Source organism: Vibrio sp. KUL70, from assembly GCF_059725515.1.
Genome location: NZ_AP045835.1, coordinates 148,510 through 168,721 on the forward strand (window position 1 = coordinate 148,510; position 20,212 = coordinate 168,721).

General features: G+C 45.2%; 14 protein-coding genes. 5 read left to right on the forward strand and 9 right to left on the reverse strand.

The annotated features are described in order from the left end of the window. Nucleotides 1-90: 90 nt before the first annotated feature. Nucleotides 91-726, reverse strand: a complete 636-nt coding sequence (locus AC6I7V_RS14780) for a hypothetical protein (protein WP_255232685.1) — start codon at nucleotides 724-726, stop codon at nucleotides 91-93. A 328-nt stretch (nucleotides 727-1,054) separates the two neighbouring features. Here AC6I7V_RS14780 and AC6I7V_RS14785 point away from each other — a divergent pair, with 328 nt between their 5' ends. From AC6I7V_RS14785 to AC6I7V_RS14805, 5 genes are all read left to right on the forward strand, one after another. Next, nucleotides 1,055-2,353, forward strand: a complete 1,299-nt coding sequence (locus tag AC6I7V_RS14785) for a DUF3131 domain-containing protein (protein WP_498012100.1) — start codon at nucleotides 1,055-1,057, stop codon at nucleotides 2,351-2,353. A gap of 116 nt (nucleotides 2,354-2,469) precedes the next feature. Further along, complete coding sequence (locus tag AC6I7V_RS14790) at nucleotides 2,470-5,793, forward strand: response regulator (protein WP_498012101.1); 3,324 nt, start codon at nucleotides 2,470-2,472, stop codon at nucleotides 5,791-5,793. 9 nt (nucleotides 5,794-5,802) lie between these two features. Continuing rightward, on the forward strand, nucleotides 5,803-6,279 hold the full coding sequence (locus tag AC6I7V_RS14795; RefSeq protein ID WP_261883773.1) for a hypothetical protein: 477 nt from the start codon (nucleotides 5,803-5,805) through the stop codon (nucleotides 6,277-6,279). 2 nt (nucleotides 6,280-6,281) lie between these two features. Further along, entirely contained in the window at nucleotides 6,282-7,331 is a 1,050-nt protein-coding gene (locus tag AC6I7V_RS14800; RefSeq protein WP_498012102.1) for a porin, read from the forward strand. A 107-nt stretch (nucleotides 7,332-7,438) separates the two neighbouring features. Beyond that, on the forward strand, nucleotides 7,439-9,124 hold the full coding sequence (locus AC6I7V_RS14805; protein WP_498012103.1) for an alkaline phosphatase family protein: 1,686 nt from the start codon (nucleotides 7,439-7,441) through the stop codon (nucleotides 9,122-9,124). A 43-nt stretch (nucleotides 9,125-9,167) separates the two neighbouring features. Here the strand turns inward: AC6I7V_RS14805 and AC6I7V_RS14810 are convergent, their stop codons facing one another. The 8 genes from AC6I7V_RS14810 to AC6I7V_RS14845 all read right to left on the reverse strand — a co-directional run bounded on the left by AC6I7V_RS14810 (nucleotide 9,168) and on the right by AC6I7V_RS14845 (nucleotide 20,031). After that, on the reverse strand, nucleotides 9,168-10,523 hold the full coding sequence (locus AC6I7V_RS14810) for a BatD family protein (RefSeq protein ID WP_498012104.1): 1,356 nt from the start codon (nucleotides 10,521-10,523) through the stop codon (nucleotides 9,168-9,170). After that, complete coding sequence (locus tag AC6I7V_RS14815) at nucleotides 10,516-12,213, reverse strand: vWA domain-containing protein (RefSeq protein ID WP_498012105.1); 1,698 nt, start codon at nucleotides 12,211-12,213, stop codon at nucleotides 10,516-10,518. The genes AC6I7V_RS14810 and AC6I7V_RS14815 overlap by 8 nt, the downstream gene beginning before the upstream one ends. After that, nucleotides 12,206-13,297, reverse strand: coding sequence for a vWA domain-containing protein (locus tag AC6I7V_RS14820; protein ID WP_498012106.1), 1,092 nt, complete (start codon nucleotides 13,295-13,297; stop codon nucleotides 12,206-12,208). Before AC6I7V_RS14820 ends, AC6I7V_RS14815 begins: the two co-directional genes overlap by 8 nt. Beyond that, a complete protein-coding gene (locus AC6I7V_RS14825; RefSeq protein ID WP_498012107.1) occupies nucleotides 13,290-13,814 on the reverse strand; it encodes a DUF4381 domain-containing protein in 525 nt (174 codons plus the stop codon). The genes AC6I7V_RS14820 and AC6I7V_RS14825 overlap by 8 nt, the downstream gene beginning before the upstream one ends. Continuing rightward, complete coding sequence (locus tag AC6I7V_RS14830; protein ID WP_255232676.1) at nucleotides 13,814-14,776, reverse strand: DUF58 domain-containing protein; 963 nt, start codon at nucleotides 14,774-14,776, stop codon at nucleotides 13,814-13,816. The genes AC6I7V_RS14825 and AC6I7V_RS14830 overlap by 1 nt, the downstream gene beginning before the upstream one ends. Before the next feature lie 12 nt (nucleotides 14,777-14,788). Next, the gene (locus tag AC6I7V_RS14835) at nucleotides 14,789-15,772 is read right to left on the reverse strand and encodes an AAA family ATPase (protein ID WP_498012108.1); all 984 of its coding nucleotides are present in this window, start codon (nucleotides 15,770-15,772) and stop codon (nucleotides 14,789-14,791) included. A 141-nt stretch (nucleotides 15,773-15,913) separates the two neighbouring features. Further along, nucleotides 15,914-18,301: a tetratricopeptide repeat protein gene (locus tag AC6I7V_RS14840; RefSeq protein WP_498012109.1), complete on the reverse strand. Its 2,388-nt coding sequence runs from the start codon at nucleotides 18,299-18,301 to the stop codon at nucleotides 15,914-15,916. A 185-nt stretch (nucleotides 18,302-18,486) separates the two neighbouring features. Continuing rightward, the gene (locus tag AC6I7V_RS14845; protein WP_498012110.1) at nucleotides 18,487-20,031 is read right to left on the reverse strand and encodes an arylsulfatase; all 1,545 of its coding nucleotides are present in this window, start codon (nucleotides 20,029-20,031) and stop codon (nucleotides 18,487-18,489) included. Between the last annotated feature and the right edge of the window lie 181 nt (nucleotides 20,032-20,212).

The following is a 20,212-nucleotide window of genomic DNA, read 5'->3' on the forward strand; positions in this document are numbered from 1 at the left end:
GTAATTACTCGATAACTTGCACTAGCGCACAACTTTCACAATTTCATGAGGTTAGAGGTAACCTAAGATTTAGAACTCAATATCGCGTTGCTATACCAGATTAAATTGCTCACTGATTTCATAACCGGTCGCGACTTCTCGATGGCTCTCTTTGATGATCCAGTTGATCGGATTCCTCACCCAAGGCTGCGGGTCTTGAGCCGGAAAACCATCGTTCACCCTTAGCGCGACCACCTCAAAACCCAGTGACTCACAGGTTTCGACACAACGTTGGGCATGCCAAGACTGCGCTATCACCGTGATCTTCGCAAGACCAATATCATTCAAGGCTGCTTTAGCAACATCCGTTGTAGTTTGGTAAGCGCTGTTTTGAATACTCACATGAGGCGTAGCCTTCAAATGAACTGCCACCTCTTGTTGTACATAACAAACAGCGAGTGGGTTTTCTTGATGGAATCGCTCTACCTCTTGTGCAAGAAGTTGGTTAACGTCGTCGCTATCACCAAATGAAAAAGCAATGACACCGTTTGAGTTTGATACATCCCCACAATTCAATCGCTTAAGTACATTTGAAGATAGGTAATTCGCAATTCTCTTTTTTGCTGACTCTTCTATTTTATAAGGAGAACTAGAGTAATGATAATCGGCTGAAAGGTTACTGTGAGAAGCTTGCTGCTCTGGGACAACAATGCCTATTTCGCGAAGGAAATCGTAAAATTTGAACATAACAATCTTTTTCCTAACTAAATCAAAATCCATCTAGCCAGTTCTGTCCGTTGTTATAACTCAAGTTTAACAGTTAATCCCCTTCTACAACAAGATAATTGTGTAAATTATCACCAACTTCTATTCTCACATTTTTGAGAATTTACACCCAGATAAACAATAAGTTGTATTATCATTATGTTAGACAAACATTATGAGTCAGATTGCATTGGCACAATTTTCCAAGCTACATACCCAATATAAGACGCTTTTTTTGTGTCTCGTGGCCCTTTTTACCTCTTTCGCTAGCTATGGCGATGAAGAGGTTAGCTTTTATGGGCAACGGGGAGTGAGCACTGTTGAGGCGGGACAAAGTGTTGAATCCGGATCTGCGCCCAAAACTCAGTACTATCGCAGAGTGATTGCTCCACCGATCATGACAGAACCAGAAGAAAACCATTCGACAGACTCCCACGAAGAAGAAGTGAATAGCAGTAGTGCTCAATTGAGCATTGTCGAAGAGGCAGCTCTAATACCTCTAAGCCGTAATGAGCTGTTACTAGCAAAAAAAGCCGAATATTACATTCAACGTAACTTCCATAAAGAGACCGGGCTATGGAATTCTGTTCAGGGGTATAATCATACAACAATGTGGGACATAGCGAGTGGTATTGCCGCGATGCTCGCACTAGAGGCCTTGGGCATGAAGGAAACAGAGCAAGTGCGTTACGAACTTGAGAAAACACTGTCGACCCTAAGTACTTTTCCACTCTACAAGGACACTCTACCAAACCGAGAATACAGCACCAAAACAGGGCTCCCTTCGGGCCGATTAAGTGATACCGAGAGCAACGGCAATGGTTGGTCGGCGTTAGACATAGGTAGGCTTCTCATTTGGTTGAAGGTTTTGGAGCAGCGACACCCAGAACTCTCGCCAAGCGTAGAAAAAGTCCTCACTCGTTGGGATCTTAGCAAAGCAGTGCACAACGGCACTCTATTTGGCACTAAACTCCATCAGAACCGAGAGTATTACCGTCAAGAAGGAAGAAATGGCTATCTCCAATATGCTGCAGAAGGTTTCAAAATGTATGGCTATGACTTGCCCTTCCCCGATCTAGATGGCTATTTGAAAACTATCGAGATTCAAGGTATCAATATTCAGATTGACTCCCGCAACGTCCCTTTCTTAACGAGTGACCCCTATGTTCTCGCAAGTATTGAGTATCAACGCGACCCTAGTTGGAGTCAGTTAGTCCCCTTCTATGAGCTACATAAGAAAAAATGGAAAGAGACTGGCGTCATCAGTGCGTACGCAGAAGACGCAATGAACAAAAACCCCTGGTTTGCCTACAATAATATCTACTATTACGGAAAGGCGTGGACAAGCGTCAGTCCATCAGGAAAAATTATTGAAAACCCACAAGTTCTTAGTAATAAAGTAGGTTTTGGTTTCAGCGTCTTGTTTGATGACGAGTTTAGTGATCTGCTTTACCAAGAAGTGCTAGATAGCAGTCTAAAGTTTCGCAGTGTACCGGCGGGCAAGTACACGAATGGCGGCATAAATTCCTCTTTAAACATCAACACTAACTCCCTTATTTTAGTCGCGCTCTGGTACAAGTCCAAAGGCCGTAATCCAATCCTAAATTGATACCTCCTTCAAATAGTTACCTGTTCCACACTTCATTCAAAATTCGTCAAATAAAGTTTCCAATTTGGTCAGTTTAACCTACTGTTTGTATATGCGTGTAGTTGGATGGAACCTATATGTCTACAAAAACAATATGGAATAATTTGTCAGTTAAACATAAACTCTTCGGCTTAGTACTACTTCCTATCTCCTTGCTGTTGTTCCTTGCAGGTAGACAAGCACTATTCTTAACCGAACAATTACATGACTTTGAGCGAGCCAACAAACTCGCTGTCTATTTACAAGACATATCAATACTTTATAGGAGCACACTTGCCCCGGATCCAACCAGTTTTGTTGCTCAAAGTGCTCAAGTAAAAGAGGAGCTTAAAGCCCTTTCTCCGGTCATATTTCGCGAGCAATCAAATGAAGTCAACCAGCTGCTTTCTGACTTCAGCGAAGCAACACTATTGACGATGGAGTCCACCGATAGCTTCGATAAACTCGATGCGATCGAGTGGCAAAGTGACCTCTATAAGCAACTTTTATTATCCATCGAACGCGTACCTTTTGCAGTCACTAAACGCGAAATTCAACAACACTTAAGCGCACTCCAACAACTGGAGTGGCTCTCATTTTGGTCTAACGAAGAGTTTAAGTTAAGCACCTCACTGCTCGACATTTTTCAAAACCAGCAAGAGTACGATCCAGAATTAGCAGAGCAGATAAAAACTTTAGGCGAAAGGCAGCTACTTTTCTTAGAGCGTTTTATTACCCTCAACGCAAATGAGAACCAAGTGGCACAGATGGTCGACGTGTTTCGCAATGAAGTGTTCATACAGAGCCAAGAAATCAGAAGCGCCCTATTCAACGCGCAATCCATCAATCAGCTGTCCTCTGAAGAGATCAATACCGGTTTAATAGCGATGAGTGCAAGGTTGAACCTTCTTCAAGACCTATCAAACATCATTAAACAAGAGTTTCAGAGCGAAGTAGAGCTGGCAATCAGTAATGCAGAGATGCAAAGAACCTTGTTTATTGGACTGGTTACTCTGCTCGCAGCAATAGTGATCGGACTCACCATCAGCCTAGCGCGCCAAGTCACGAATAACCTGAAATTGATCTTAAAATTCTTGAAAAGTGAAGATGGGCATCAGCGTCCATCTTTATCCGATTTAGTTAAAGGTAAAGATGAGTTGAGCCTTTTCGCACAGCAAGTCGAACGATTAACCATTGAGCGAGAGCAAGCCAAAGCACGCCTAACATTAGCAAAAGAAGATGCTGAGAAAGCAAAAGACGATGCCATTCAAGCGAGCAAAGCAAAAAGCAGCTTCTTGGCCAACATGTCTCATGAAATCCGAACACCACTTAATGGCGTTATTGGTATTTCGGAGATCTTATCCGATACCGAACTCACACCCACACAGCGAGACTATGTCGATACTATTGATACCTCGTCTCACCTACTGTTAAGTCTTATCAATGACATTCTAGATTTCTCGAAGATTGAATCGGGTATGCTGCTTATAAGTCCTCATTCAGCCTCTATCCGCGAGTCAATATATGATATTGCCTCAATTGTTGCGCCAAAAGCCAAAGCAAAAAAAATAGATCTCAACGTTAGCATCAGTCCAAATACACCAAGTCGCGTTATGATCGACGACCACCGCTTACGACAAGTGCTAATGAACTTTATGTCCAACGCAGTGAAATTTACCACTGAAGGGGCTGTAACCCTGTCCATTGACACCTTAGACGACACTAACTCTGGTAACGAAAATAATAACTCTGTTAATCAAAACACGATCCCAGTCAACCCAAACACTGCCGCACCTGAACAGAGTCACACGATTAAAGTACGATTCTCTGTAAGCGATACCGGTATCGGAATCGATGAGAAACAACAAAAGCAGATATTTGAACCGTTTGCACAAGAAGATGACTCAACCACTCGTCAGTTTGGTGGCACAGGGCTTGGCCTGGCTATCAGCACTCAGCTCGTTGAGTTGATGGGGGGGAAAATCCAGCTCAGCTCTGTAAAGGGAGAAGGAAGCTGCTTCTACTTTGACCTTGTTCTCCCAGTCGATGTGGAAGAATCTAAAGCAAGCACAGCTACTTCGAACATCGTTTTAGTCAGTAGCAACCCATGTCTAACACAGCGTATCAAGCAAGATTTAGAATTCTATTCACTCACCCTATCTAAATCATCTAGCGAAGCTCACGAGATCCCAGACCTGTTAGAGTCTGTGGATAAAACCAAACCAACAACCCTCATCTTCGCTGAAGGTGAGCAGCTTCAAGCCAGTGAACATAAATCGACCTTAGACGCCGCTAGCGCACAAGGTGTGAAGATCTGTCTTGTCCGTTCATTTCTAAGTGACCCCGTCGACTTAGGTTCTAGTATCACAGCTCAAGTATCACAACCTCTGCTTGGTTTAAGGTTAATCAAAGCACTGGAGCATTGCGACAACCAAGGGCAAGCCGAACGCTCCGAGAGTCAAACTTTGAAACAGTGTGCTTCTCAAGTGATATTGATCGTTGAAGACAACAAAATAAACCAAAAAATTGCTGGCTTACACGTTGGCAAAAGCGGTTATACCTTCGAGTTTGCCAACAATGGTCAAGAAGCCGTTGACATGTACACAGCGAACCCCAACTACGCCGCTATTTTGATGGACTGTATGATGCCGGTTATGGATGGATTTGAGGCGACCACCAATATACGCAGGATTGAACAAGAGATTAAGTCTCCACGTCATATACCGATCATCGCACTGACAGCCAGTGTTATAGATGATGATATTCAACGATGTTTCGACGTCGGTATGGACGATTACATTCCGAAGCCATTTAAATTTGAAATGTTAAAAGAGAAAGTCATCTCTGCAATTGAAGAGAGTGCCCCTGTCACACTTACTCAGCAATCGAAACCTGAGACAACCAATAGCGCAACGGTGACCCCAATCATGAGCGCCAAAGATCCCCGTATACAAGAGTCAAAACAAACTGAAACTCAGAAACCAGCGGCTCCAAAATCAACGTTAACATCAACATCAACAGAACAAACAGAAAACATTGTCGCCAAGTCAGAGAAAATCCTTTTAGTGGAAGATAATCGCGTTAACCAGAAGGTAGCGTCGGTGATGCTTAAAAAAGGAGGGTACACTTTTGATATCGCAGACAATGGTCAGATTGCGGTCGACATGTATCGCGAGGACAACAATTACGACGTTATTTTGATGGATTGCATGATGCCAGTGAAAGATGGTTTCACCGCAACTCGTGAGATCCGAGAACATGAGCAAAATTTCGGTCTTAATAAAACGCCAATCATTGCTCTAACGGCAAGCGTCATCGACGACGATATCCAAAAGTGTTACGACTCAGGTATGGATGGTTATATAGCCAAACCCGTTCGAAAAGATAAATTGTTCCATCAAATTGAACGTGCGACGAGCTAGGAGAACCCTATGAACTGGAGAAATACACTGTTTCAATTGCACCTCCGAGCAGTTAAACCTGTGATTCTTGGGTTGTTTGCTTGCTTATTATTGATAAGCCCAGCTCATGCCGTCGGTGAGTACGCTATCTTTTCTCTCGACTCCGAGTTTCAAGAGATAACGATTAACAAAGCAAGAAAGCTCTATAGAGGCAAAACTAAACGCTTAAACGGTAAACGAGTCGAGCTTTCTGATTGGCCGGCTAACACCAATGAAAGGCAAGATTTCTATCAACTACTGTTAGGTAAAAATACCGCACAGATGAATGCACATTGGGCAAGTCTTTCGTTCTCTGGTAAAGCCAGACATCCCAAAGAAATCAATGCTCCAAACCCGGAGAATCTAATCAGCTGGCTGAACGAAAAGCCCAACCGTATCGGTTATGCACCATTAGATTCCATTCCTCAAGATGCCAATGTGCTCTATGTAATTCGCGCGGAGAAATAACGATGAAAAAAATAGTAACGTCAGTATTAGGTTGCGCTCTCGCTTCTCCTGCTTTTGCGGTTATCGAACTCACAGACAGTCTTACTTTGAGTGGCTTTGGCTCTACATCATGGGCAAAGTCGGACAATGACACGCTTTTAATGATCAATCGTGGTTTTAAAGATCAAAACTGCTACGACTGTGATACTACATTCGGTCTTCAACTTGATTACTATCTCAGTGCATTGAGAGCGTCGGTTCAAGTCGTGAAACGACCGCAGGACGATTGGAGTGAGCCAGCATTGGAGTGGGCTTACATCGGCTATGAATACAATAATCTTGAATTCAGTGTTGGTCGCCTTCGTCTTCCGCTATTCCTTGCATCTGAATACTACTACGTCGGTCAAGCCTATATGACAGCGAGACCACCTACAGAAGTTTACAACAGCATTCTTGGAATAACGGCGTTTAACGGTGCCAAGGTCTCTTGGAACTACGATCTAAGCGATGAAGCCACCCTTCAGTTAACCCCATTTTTTGGAATCAATGATGAAAACGATGTTGAGTTTGACAGTACAACCGATATTAAATTTACGACCAATAGGATGCTTGGTATCAACATGGTCATTAGTGGTGATAACTACCGCTGGAACGCTGCATATTTAGATTCTAACTACGACCAACAGTTAACAATTGCAGGTATTGGCACCCAACCTACGGATGACAATCAACACATCCAATTGTTTTCGTTGGGCGCTGAATATGAGGTGGGCAGCGCGGTCGTTGCAGCAGAAGCCCAAACCAATGACTTTTCATCATCTTTCTATACCAGCTTTGGTTATCACTTAGGTTTGTTCACCCCTTACACGGTTTACGGTGCGCAATTTAATGACCATGAACACCTAGTGGGAAATAGCTATACCCTAGGTGTCGATTACGATGTGCTACCTAACGTGTCACTCAATGGCGAAGTTCAGTACTTTGAAGTACGGAGAGGTTCCGGATCCTTTATTGATGCCCCCACTGACGAGGATGCATTGCTTTACACCATCATGCTTAACTTTGTTTTCTAAGATGGTGATGAGCAGTAAAGAGCCAGTGAATTCTCACAGCTTGCAACTATATTGAATTTGCTACTACCTTTAAAAAGTCGGTCAAAATAACCATCCAAGGGGATGCCATGCAATACACGAAACTGTCTGGGCTCGCTCTCGCGCTTGTCTGCTCTTCACCTACGTTTGCTTTAGAAAATAGACCTAACCTGGTGCTCCAAATAACCGTCGACGGGCTTCGTGCAGATCTTCTAGAAAGATATCAGCACAACTTTGGTGACGGTGGCTTTCGCTACTTAATGGAAGACGGTATCTACTTCACTAATGCCCACTATCAACATGGTAATACCGAGACCATTGTGGGTCACGTCTCGTTGGCAACAGGTGCTCCGCCCAGTGTGCATGGCATGGTCGGTAACGTTTGGTACGATCGAAGCCAAGAACGATTGGTCTACAACGTTGAAGACGCAAATTACAACATGCTGACTTCTGGTGCTGGTGTAGACAAAGAGACTGAAATCGACCCAACGCAAAAAGCCGCAGGTGGTGACGGACGCTCACCAGAGCCGATCCTTTCCACGACCTTTAGTGACGAACTCACTGTCTCAAATAGTGGTCAATCTAAGATATTTGCCGTGTCCGTTAAAGACCGCGGTGCCATTTCTCTTGCAGGCCATAGCGGTAAAGCATTTTGGTTTTCCAAAGCACAATCTGAGTTTGTTACCAGTAACTATTATTATGATGAGTATCCCGCTTGGGTTGAGCGTTGGAATGAAAAGGCAATCCCTAGTCGATACTCAAAGCAAAAATGGGAATTGTCGCTCCCAAGAGATGCCTACACTTTAGAAGAGCATAACCCAGATCATAAAGTTGAATTGGCTGGCTTCCAACGTACTTTCCCTCACCCTTATGGACCTGCTAGTTACAAGTATTACAGCACTATGCTTACCGTCAGCCCCGCCGGTGATGAGATCACAGAGGACTTTGCCAGCACCCTTCTTATGCAAGAGAAACTTGGACAAGGGAGTGTGACAGATTATCTGTCAGTGAGTTTTTCTTCGAACGATTATGTTATCCACCTTTACGGTCCAGAAAGCCTAGAAGCTGAAGACAACCTGATTCGATTAGACAAGACACTCGCAAAATTCCTTAAGAACATCGATAATTTTGTAGGATTAGAGAACACCCTTATCGTACTCTCGGCAGATCATGGAGTTCCGGAATCTTCACCAGCTGTGAACGCTCTCGGTTTTACCCAAGCACAGTACTTTAATAAAGACACGCTGCTATCTGCAGGGGTAGAAAAACGGCTGAAAGACGAGTTTGGGTTAGGTAAAGATGCAATTCGTCTCTATGCTCAGCCATACGTGTATCTCAATCACGATCTAATAAAAGAGAAAAAAGTGGATTTATCCGCTGTGCAAGCAGTGATCGCTGATGAGGTATCGAAAATTGAAGGGGTAGCTTATGCCGTCTCGAGCACGGATATCGCGGAGAACCGCGTACCAAATACCCACGTCATGAATCTGATTAAAAACAACTACCACCCCGCACGCTCTGGTGATGTTTACATTGTATTTGCGCCTCGCAGCTACATTAACGATATGGAGGGGTTACAAATCGCGTCTACACACGGCTCACCTTGGCGTTACGATACTCATGTACCCGTAATCTTTGCCGGTTACGATGTGGAAGGTAAAAAAGTCTCGCGTAGTATTACTCCATATGACATTGCCCCGACATTATCAAACAAACTTGGCATTACTCAACCAAGTGGGTCTGTGGGGAACGTTCTGCCGGAAGTCACAGAGTAGACGCGGTTGCGTCTACTTATTTGGCGTAATACCTTAAAAGACGCTATCGTGATTTTCGGTCCAGATCTGGTAGCGCTTTAGGGAAATGTTTTCTCCACCAAGGCTGCGGATTATGGCTGGCGTTAGGGCCATTGTGGTTGTTGGTTTCAATCACCACCTTCCAAACTCGCTGCAAAATGTGAGTCTCTTGGCTGCCTTTTTGAAATGCAGAATTTACGTCTGACCAATCTTCAGTATCAGCGCACTTATTAAGCTCCAGCAGTGACGAATTATCTCTGAGCTCTCGATAAACAAACCCGCGAATCTTCGGCCAGTTGCCCGCTTTTACAACCCGACGGAATGCTAACCATCTTGGTGTTGGATGTGTTTGGTAGTAACGTCTCGCCGTTAGCACAATCATAACTAGAATTGCGAGAAACAAAGCAGCGACGATCATGGCTGTTGAGTACGCTTTAACAAATGACTTCAGGGTGTGTTTAGCACTAAATGAAGCGGATTCCATCACAACCGTTTCTAGCTGTTTGTCTTTAGTATTCCACCACTGGAAGGTCAACTCAGGTAACGTAAAATCTCCACCTTGTTGGATAACATATACCGACTCTTCAATTCGCTCTGAACGGTAATCCCCACGCTCTTGCGTATCATCTAATTTATGCGGTTGAGGGTACGCCTGGTATTGAGTCGTTGATTCATTTTTCAACAAGTTAGGTAGCAGTACCGATAGGCTGTCTTTTGCCTTGATAGTAACGGTTCTCGTGATCGCATCACCAACCTTTAAATTCTCATTAGACTGTTGCCACTGCTGTTCAACATCAACACTGGTCGCACTAAACCAAGGAGTGTCATCGGTGAGTAAACCCGAAGGCAACTGTGTTTTGAATTTGATCGGTTGGGTATAGAGCGTTCCACTCACTTTCTCGCCATCGTCACCGGACACTTGTACACGAACCGGTAGACGCGGTATCACATAATCTCCGCTCTTTTGCGGGTACAAAGTGATTTCCCAACGCTGCCTTGACCACGTTTCACCATTTTTACGTGCCGTATAGTTAGTGGCGAGTGTGTTCCTTTGCTTTGCAATAACATCCGCTACCTCTACGTTACCAATACGAGTACCACCTGTGAACCAACGCGGCGTAGCGACTTCAATCGTCAATACAACCTGTTCATTGACACTGAAGACTGGTAAGTCCTTCTTGAGTTCACTTTTCGTTGATGTAGATGGTTGTTCTCCTACCCATGCAATGAGTTCAACTTTTCCTTCCTTGTACAGGTCATTGAGATCATCAGCCATAACCGAATGAGATAGTGTGCTAACGATAAAAACAGCGGTAACAGCCAACAAGTTGCGACAACAGCACAAGACATGGTTCATTCTTTGAAGTAGAGGTTTACTCATTGTCACTCTCCTGCTCTACGTCGGTTTGTGGTTGTTTTAACTGGAGCTGAAACTTAGCTTTTAGGAAAAACTTCGGATCCGCCTCGACTCTTTTCAACCATTTGTCAGCCAGTTCTGGACTACCAAGTATCTCATTGGCGTTCAGTGTCTCTTTTAGCATCAGTTCTGCAACGGTTTCTTCTTCTGCACCGTCACCGGTCCTTGGTTTATCTTCATCAAGTTCGAACGACTCTTCTGGCCCTTCTGTCGTGCCTGCTTGGCTCTCACTCATGCGATTCACCTCTTCAACTATCCTGTTGAATACCGCAAGATTGTGTTCAACCTTTACGGCAAGTTCACTATCTAGGTCTGGCTTCTCCAACAGATCCTTCAATAAATCACGAGCAGCCAAATATTCTCTTTGACGTGCCAGCGCTGTCGCTGAGTAATAAACACCTAAATCTGTCTTGGTTTGTAAGAATGCACTATGGGCAAGCTTGAATTCACTGGCGTAGTAGTATGCGACACCTTTGTGTAACGGGTCTTGGAAGTGCTTCGCCGCCTCAAGGTACTCTTGCTGGTTAAGTAGACGTTGCCCTTGCTGGTCGGGCGTCAACCATAAATCCCACCACCACTGAGAGGCTTTATCCCACGTTGTGATTTTTTCAATTTGCACTGGCTTTTCCGCCGTTAACTTGACAGGCTCTGCCACCGTCGGGTTGGAGTACAAAGATCCTGTAACCAACACAACGGCTACACACCATTGCACTAGCCAACCCTTGCGGAACCATAACAACATGATGAGTGCGATTGGAAACAGTAACCCATACCCCATGTCTTTCCACGGCATTGCTGATTCACCATTGAGCTGCATGTTGCGTTCAACAGCACGATTGAGCGCTTGAATGTCAGCATCGTCGACAGTGATTTCGATAACTCGCCCGCCCGTCGCACTTGCAAGATCATTCAACACGCTAAAGTCCACTGGGTTATCACTCACAATGTCGCGACTTCCTGCCGCCAAAATCAACAGTTGATAAGGCGTATCGTTAAAAAACGTTTCGTAGGCTTTAATGGTTGCTGGATTAACACCATCGGTCACCAACAGCACAGTCGAGCCCGGTTCTCGGTTCAGTTGTTGGTCAATGAGCGGCAAAGCTGTTTCAGCAACTTTTCCTGCTGCTGGCATAATCTCAGGCGTAATCGCGGCTAAGAAGGGCTCGAATACTTTGCTGTCTTGCGTCACTGGCATCGCAACATGTGCACTGCCTGAGTAAACAACTAACCCTGTGTTACCGCCATTACGTGCAGCTAATAAATCGCGAATCTTCTGCTTTGAGCGCTCCAAGCGACTAGGAGGCAGATCTTTGAGAAGCATAGTTTCGCTGTTATCAAGCACAACCAACATAGAGGCTTTGTCTTCACCAAAAGGTGAAGCTTCTCTTTGCCACGTTGGGCCTGCACAAATCAATATCGCGATGGTGACGATCACCACTAGTAGCTTCAAAGGCAACTGTTTGCGCCAACCTCGCTCTCCGATGGTGAGAGCGTTGCGTAGATGCTCAGGCAACACATCTTTCCAGCTAGGTTTTGTCTCTTCACGCCAACGCAACCAAAGTAAGAAGAACATTGGAATGAAAGCGAGTAGCCACAATGGGCGAATAAAATGAAATTGAGTAAACACTTGTTGCAAAACGAGAGAATCAAACATTCTGTTCTCCTTGCTTTTGCTCTGAGGCCAAAGGTGTTTTGGTACTTCTCAAGAGTTTTCGGCGACGTATTGTCGCAGAGCTGAAAGCAACCAAATACATAACAACAACGATTGCCATTAGGTGATGATGAATGGTCTTTTTGGGACGATAGCTGGTGCTCTCATAGATCTGAGGTTCTAGCTCACCTATTTTAGCGTAAGCTCCTTGAAGTTCATCTCGATTCAACGCTTCAAACGCACTTCCTCCTGACTCTTCGGCGATACGACGAATAGTCTCCATATCCAGTGCTACTTCGCCGACGGTTTGCGGATCGCCCATTGCGATAACATAGATACGTACGCCTTTAGCTTTAGCCACCTTAGCGGCATCAATGGGCTCTACGAAGCTGCCCGTGTCATTGCCATCTGTCAGCACTATCGCTACTTTTTCTCGCTCTTTATCAGGCTCTTGGGCATTCAGAGCATTGCGTTGGTTATGGCTCTGCTCGAAAACTTTAATCGCTAGACCGATCGCATCGCCCAAATGGGTACTCTGCCCCGCCATAGCAACATCCGTCTGGTTAAGCAGTTCTAGCCACACACCTTGGTCTGCAGTAAAGGGCGTTTGAACGAACGCGGCATCACCAAATAAGATCAACCCCAAACGATCGCCCTCACGCGTTTTCGCAAAGTCAGCTAGCACCTCTTTGGTTGCATCAAGACGCGAGATTGTCTCCCCTGCTTTCGAGGTGAAATCGGCTTCAGCCATAGAGCCAGACAAATCGACAACTACCATCACATCACGACCAAACTGTTCGCGAGTTTGCGGTTCTCCGAGAATAGTTGGTTTTGCCAAAGCGCAAACGACCAATATCCAGCTAACAACTAGTGTAGTTCGCTGCCACCAGCTAGCTGTTAATTGACTCGCTCCTTCAGACGGAGTCTCACCAATGGCTTCAATCAAGTCTCGAAAGAAAGGAACTTTAATCGCCACCTGCTTTGTTCGATAGGCGGGAACAGCAAAGTAGACAAGAAACGGTAGCGGAAGTATCACTAACCAAAGTGGATGCTCAAATTCAAAGCTAGGTGAAATTAGATCAAGCACGTGGCGCCTCCTGAGGTTTCTCTGAACCCTGGTATTGATGCGCTGTCACCCAGGTCATCGCTTTCTCAATGACCTCAACACGTTGTTCAAATGTCAGATTGACGCTTGGGTTAATTAAGCTGTCTATCCAGATTTTAGACGCGTTGTCTTGGAACATAGTCGATGAATTATGAGGGAGATAGTCATCAAGCATGACTAATACACCTTCACCATGAATACTCGCACTGCGGGCATTCAGGTAACGAAGGACTGATTTCAGGACTTCAAAAACACGCTTAGCCGAGCCTTTATCTGAAGGATCTAACTGTCCGAGTACGTCTAACGCTTCTTGACGGTAGCGGTTTTGCCAACGATAACAAACGTAACGATAAGCAGCGTATGCAAACGCGATGATGAGCGCAACACCCAGAACCTTCCATCCTATAGTTTGAGGTAGCCAGCTGACGCTCTCGGGTATCGCGACCTCTTGAATATCGCGTAATATGTAGCTACTTGGTGGTGTGTGTTCGACTGACATTAGCGACCTCCCACCAGCTTTTGGAATTGGGACACGTGTTGCCCCGAGGTATCAACTTCGATATATGGCAGATGCTTAATCGCCATTAATTTGGCTAATGACTGTTTCTGAAACGCTGCTTTTTGCGCCAAGCTTTCGCTAGCCGCCGCCACTTTACTTTGGCTGTCGAGGTTAAGCTGGTATCGACCATCACCCACCACCCATTTTGCATCTGCAAGTGTATGGGGAAGAGCTTGTTCTAGAGGATCACTGATCATTATTGCCAGAACGTCATTATGCTGTTGCAGCTGTTTCAAACGATCGAGATGATGCTCTTCACAATCCCGCCAATCACTAATGAAAACAAGAGTAGATTGCTTAAGCCCCATACGTTTAATGCGCTCAATCCAACGACTGAACGTCACATCATTACTATCTTGAGAAGCCACATCTAAACGCTGGTTAGCCTTGGCCAGAAGTTTTAATTGGGAAAGTAAGTCATTTTGAGACCTTTGCGCCTTACTGTGAAATAGAGCTTGATGTGATGCGATAAGATAACCAACGCGGTCGCCATCTTTGAGCACTCGCCAACCACAGATTGCTGCAAGTTCCGCTGCAACCACTGACTTCATCACGGATTGAGAAGCAAAAAACATCGAACTGCGTTGATCTACGCAGATCATCACATTACGGTCTTTCTCTTCGGTATAACTACGAACATGTGGCTTACCGGTACGCATTGTCACTTTCCAATCCAGATTTCGAATGTCGTCGCCTAATTGGTAGTGCCTTAGCTCTTCAAAATTAAGACCGCGCCCACGAAACAAGGAGTTATGACGACCAGACAGCACACTGCCGGCCTTCAAGTGTGGCAATAAGGTAAACGACTCGGCTTGAGCCTGTAACCGAACGAGCTTTGAATAATCGCAGTACAGCCGAGGATCTAACCCTTGTGACTGTGGCGCTTGAGTTGGCTTAGCCATAACGCCTCCCGCTTAACCAATCTCTACTGCGTCAAGCAACTCTTCGATTACTCTTTGGTGGTCGACACCATCTGCCAACGCATCGTAAGAGAGAGAGAAACGATGCCCCAATACGGTTGGAACCATCGCGCGCACATCATCAATTGTGACGTGGTCACGCCCTTGAAGCCATGCATAGGCTCTTGCGCATTTATCAAGAGCAATAGAAGCCCGTGGGCTCGCACCGATTTCTAACCATTTTGGTAGATTCGACTCGCTGTAACGTTCAGGTTTTCGCGTCGCCATAACGAGAGCAACAATATAATCTTCGACGAGTTCGGAGACAGCGATATCAGGTAATTGACGGCGTGCCTCTATCACTAGACCTGGTTCAATATTTTGAGGTGTAACTAGCTCCGTGCTAGTTTCACTCCCTAGCTCTTCACTTCTCACCAATCGAATTATGTCACGCTCAGCGGCATCTTCAGGGTAATCAACCGTGACTTTCATAATGAAACGGTCCATTTGCGCTTCAGGTAACGGGTATGTACCCTCTTGCTCAACTGGGTTTTGGGTTGCCAGCACCATGAAAAGTTCAGGCAATACATGGGTTTGACCACCGACAGTGATCGTTCCCTCTGCCATGGCTTCGAGAAGTGCCGCTTGCACTTTCGCGGGCGCACGATTCACTTCGTCAGCCAAAACAATGCTGTTAAAGATAGGACCAGCTTGAAAATGTAATTGAGGTTTACCTTCCACCTCTTGATAGACCTCTGTACCAGTCACATCAGAAGGCAGGAGGTCGGGAGTGAATTGGATACGACCAAAGCTCGCGTTCAGCAAATTCGAGAGAGACTTCACTGAACGTGTTTTTGCGGTTCCAGGTAAACCTTCCAACAGAACATGCCCGTTGGTGAGTAAGCCAATCACCAAAGCTCTAACTACGTGGCTCTGGCCGATAACACTTTTTTCAGTTTGTTCTATGAGTTGATTTATCGCTTGCTGTGCGTGGTTCATAGGTCATCCTTATCAATTCGATATGCTGTGTACATCCTACTCACAAGCGCCGTAACTATTTCTGTCAGAAGTAATAGTTTCTGGTAGAAGCAATAGTTACTTTTTTATTTTGGTCAAAACGTCTTATACGTTTGCGTGCTTTCATTTGATCACTCTTTTCAGCTGATTGACAGCTTCAGGCGGTGCGATTTTCTCTAGCTGCTTAACACAACGATTGAACTCTGGTTTCACGCCCAATTGCGCTGAATTACGTGCCAGAATTTCACACTGTGCGTAGAGATGCTGTGGGTTACGACTCGCTGTATAAGCGCGCTGTAACGCTTTAGCACTCGCGATTACATCAACCTGCTCTAATGATAGACCATAGACATACCAATACTGCGGATTGGTGTCGGCCATTTCAGCCGCTTGCTTAAGATATAGTCTCGCCTGAACATAATCCTTAGCTCTGAGTGAAGCTAAGCCTGCACTGTATAGCAGTACACTTGATTTAGGTTGCGCTTCAATCCCTTGTTTCAGGGTCACCAACACCTTAGGCTCATCGCCAAGGGCACGGTATAAGTCTGCTAAGTTGGCGTAACTGTTCTCAAAATAAGGCTCTATTTTTATTGCTCCTTGGTAGTATTCAATCGCTCTATCGTACTGACCAAGATCTCGATACACATTGCCTAAATTAGTACGACCAAAACCTCTGTCGGCATTAAACTCTTGAATCTCTATATACTCAGCCAAGGCTGGCTTAATCATATCTTTCTGTAACGGGTTCATTTCTCGCCAATAACGAACTAGAGCACCTGCAGCTTCGCTTCGTACCGAGAGTACAGAATCATTTAATAGAGGCTCGAGTATCTGCCAGCGATCACTGAACTCGTAACCTGACGATCCCGCAACTGCCCCCAAACGAATCATCTCGTTGTCATGCTTCACTGCTCTAGCTAATGAAATCAGCGTGTTTTGACCCGTGTTACCAGCCATACGCTCGAGACTTGAAGCACGAATAATGTCGCTCAGGCTTGAGTCTTGCGCGGAATAAGCCAGAGCATCCACTGCGCCTCGATGTCCTATCGCATCGGCATAAAAAGCCACGGCAAAGTGTTGTTGGTTGCGATACTTGGAATCTGGGAACCACTGACCTATTTGAGCATCAGCCCATTGGTCTGTTTTATCCTCATGACAGCTAGTACATACATTAGGCGTATCAATGTGTTGGCTGATATCAGGGCGTGGCACATGCCAGCTGTGATCTCGTCTTGGATCTACCTGCATGTAGGTTGTTTCTGGCATATGACAGGTTGTACATTTCGACGCCTCAGTACCCACTTGATGGAAAGTGTGTTTTTCCGGGGTGTACTCGGAGGCGACATGACATTGACTACATACCGCTTCTTCAGCGATCTTTAATTGAGCCGTATGAGGATCATGACAATTGGTACAAGTCACGCCTTTCTCAGCCATCGCCGACTGTAAAAACGAGCCATAAACATAGTCTTCATCGTAGATCTGACCATCATGGTAGTAGAGTTCGGGCGAGATCAAACTTAATCGATACTTGTCAAAGAAAGAGCCCTTAACGTGGTCGCCCGTTTCATTGAGTTGTGTGCGGCGGCTGTGGCACTGCGCGCAGGTCTGTACTTGATTGGTATGAATAATATCTTTAGGTTGAAGTGTTGTATTTCCTTCTTGATATACCCACTCTTTAACCGCTTGCGATAGGTCCCGGTCAAAACCGTAATGACTGACAGCATCAAAAGAAACACCGATTGATTGCGCCTCCCCACTTTCTGATTTTTTCGCCATGTCAATATGGTCACTTGCAGGCCCATGACAAGCCTCACATCCGACATTGATTTCTGACCAAGTGGTTTGATAACGATTCAGCTCTGCGTCGTAGTTTTTCTGTAGGTTGGTTGAGTGGCAATCGGCGCACATGAAATTCCAGTTCTGGCCGCTGTTGGTCCAGTAAAATTCATCTGTGTTGGTGGTGTCTGGGTAAAGATGAAACCAGCGTTGGCCGCCCTCTTGACTAGATCGGGAATCCCATGCGAAAGGAATCAGCTGCACTCGACCATCATCAAATTCCACCATATATTGCTGAAGTGGCTCGAAAGCGAAGGTATAGCTGATTTTATAATCGTGAAACTGACCATCAGGCCCTTCGATATTGACCCAGTATTCCTTCCCTTTTTGAAAAAAACGATTCTCTTTTCCCTCATGTATGACACGAGCATCATCAAAGTCACCCAAAACAGACATTTTATCTGCATGTTTCATCGCCATGTCATGATGAGAGCCTTGCCATGCCTCAACTTGATCTGCATGGCAATCAATACAAGCTTCAGAACCCACATAAGTGGCCTTTGAGCTGACGTTTGTCATTTTATGCTCGACGCTAGCAGCCTCATCGCTCATAGGAAGCAACGCTTGTTGATTAGCGTAAACACTGAAACTGAATATGATGAAAATTGCGGACAATACTATAGCGTGCGGCGGCTTCAATCCGTTCGACAGTGAGCACAACAATGTAGGCATAACATTCCTTGTTTTAACCATCCTCATACTCAATAAGATTAGACATAAAAACAACGATTTTACAATTATTTAGTGATTAGAATCTCGAGAAAAACAATTCACGTAGAGGACACGCACTTACTCACAAATACGCACATAAAAAAGAGCTCCTGAGAGCTCTTTTCATGCGTTAGGTTAAAGCCAAACTACTTGTTATGAGGCTGCTGAAGCTTCTCCATAACCTGATCTAAACTAAAACTCGCTGCTTTTTGACGTGGTGGAAATTCTGCGAAGGTTTCTAAGAATTTACCCACGTACGCTTGCGCTGGAACAAACATGTACGCATGATCTATCAGCCAGTCATAATAAGTGTTGGAAGTGATATCAGCGTTTTCGTACGGATCCATTCGTAAGTTAAATAATTTAGGTACACGTAACGTTACAAACGGTTCTGCCCAAATTTGCATCGTTCCTGTCGCACGCTGCTCCATGAACACCGCTTTCCATTGGTTGTAACGAAGTGCTGCTAAGTCACCATCATCAGTAAAGTAGAAAATCTCGTTACGAGGGCTTTTTTCCTCTTTGCCCGTTAAGTAAGGCAGGAAATTATAACCATCTAGGTGAAGCTTAAATGTTTTATCACCGGCGGTGTGCCCTTTTAACAGCTTCTCTTTAATTTTATCGTCACCCGCTGCTGCGAGGAAAGTTGGCATCCAATCCATATGATGCATGATGTCATTAGAAACGGTTCCCGGCTCGATCTTACCCGGCCAACGGACCATGGCTGGAACACGGTATGCACCTTCCCAGTTAGTGTTTTTCTCACCGCGGAATGGCGTCGTACCGGCATCTGGCCACGAGTTCATATGAGGGCCATTATCTGTAGAATAGAACACAATAGTGTTATCTTTAATGCCTAGGTCATCCACTTGTTTCAGCAACTGACCGACATGTCTATCGTGTTCTACCATGCCGTCAGCGTAGTCACTGATGCCAGTCGCACCTTTGCTGTCTGGCTGTACATGCGTTCTAAAGTGCATGCGTGTCGCATTCCACCAAACGAAGAAAGGTTTGTCCGCTTTAACCGCTCTGTCCATAAAGTCGAGTGCCGCGTCTAACGTCTCTTCATCAACCGTCTCCATACGCTTGCGTGTCAGAGGGCCGGTATCTTCAATTTTGCCATCAGCGAACGATTTAATCACCCCACGTGGACCAAACTTCTTACGAAACTCTGGATCTTTGGGGTAATTTTCATTTTCCGGCTCTTCTTCAGCGTTCAGGTGATAGAGGTTACCAAAAAATTCATCAAACCCGTGCGCTGTTGGAAGAAATTCGTCTTTGTCACCGAGATGGTTTTTACCAAATTGGCCAGTCATGTAACCCATCGGCTTGAGTAGCTCTGCAATAGTTGCGTCCTCTGCTTGCAGACCTATCTCCGCGCCCGGCAAGCCTACTTTACTCAGGCCTGTCCGGAGGACACTCTGTCCAGTGATAAAGGTTGAACGTCCAGCGGTACAAGACTGTTCTGCGTAATAATCGGTAAACATCATACCCTCTTTGGCGATGCTATCGATATTGGGAGTTTTGTATCCCATCAGGCCGAATGTGTACGCACTAACATTGGATTGACCGATATCATCCCCCCAGATGACTAATATATTAGGCTTTTCAGCCGCCATAGTAGATGTCGCAGCTAACAATGCAGAACTTAATACCGCTAGCCCGCGTTTCACACCATATTTCGTTGTCATAGAAACCTCTTTATCAGTTGTTGCTTCCTGCCCTCAAACGTATAGTTCAAAAATCAACCAATAGCGAGGTTATTTAAACTATTAATTAATTTATTATTTCGACAGAAGTTGCAGCCAAATAAAGTGCGCCGTTTTACGTACGTGTTCAGTAAAAAGATCACACCACACACTCATTCCGTCT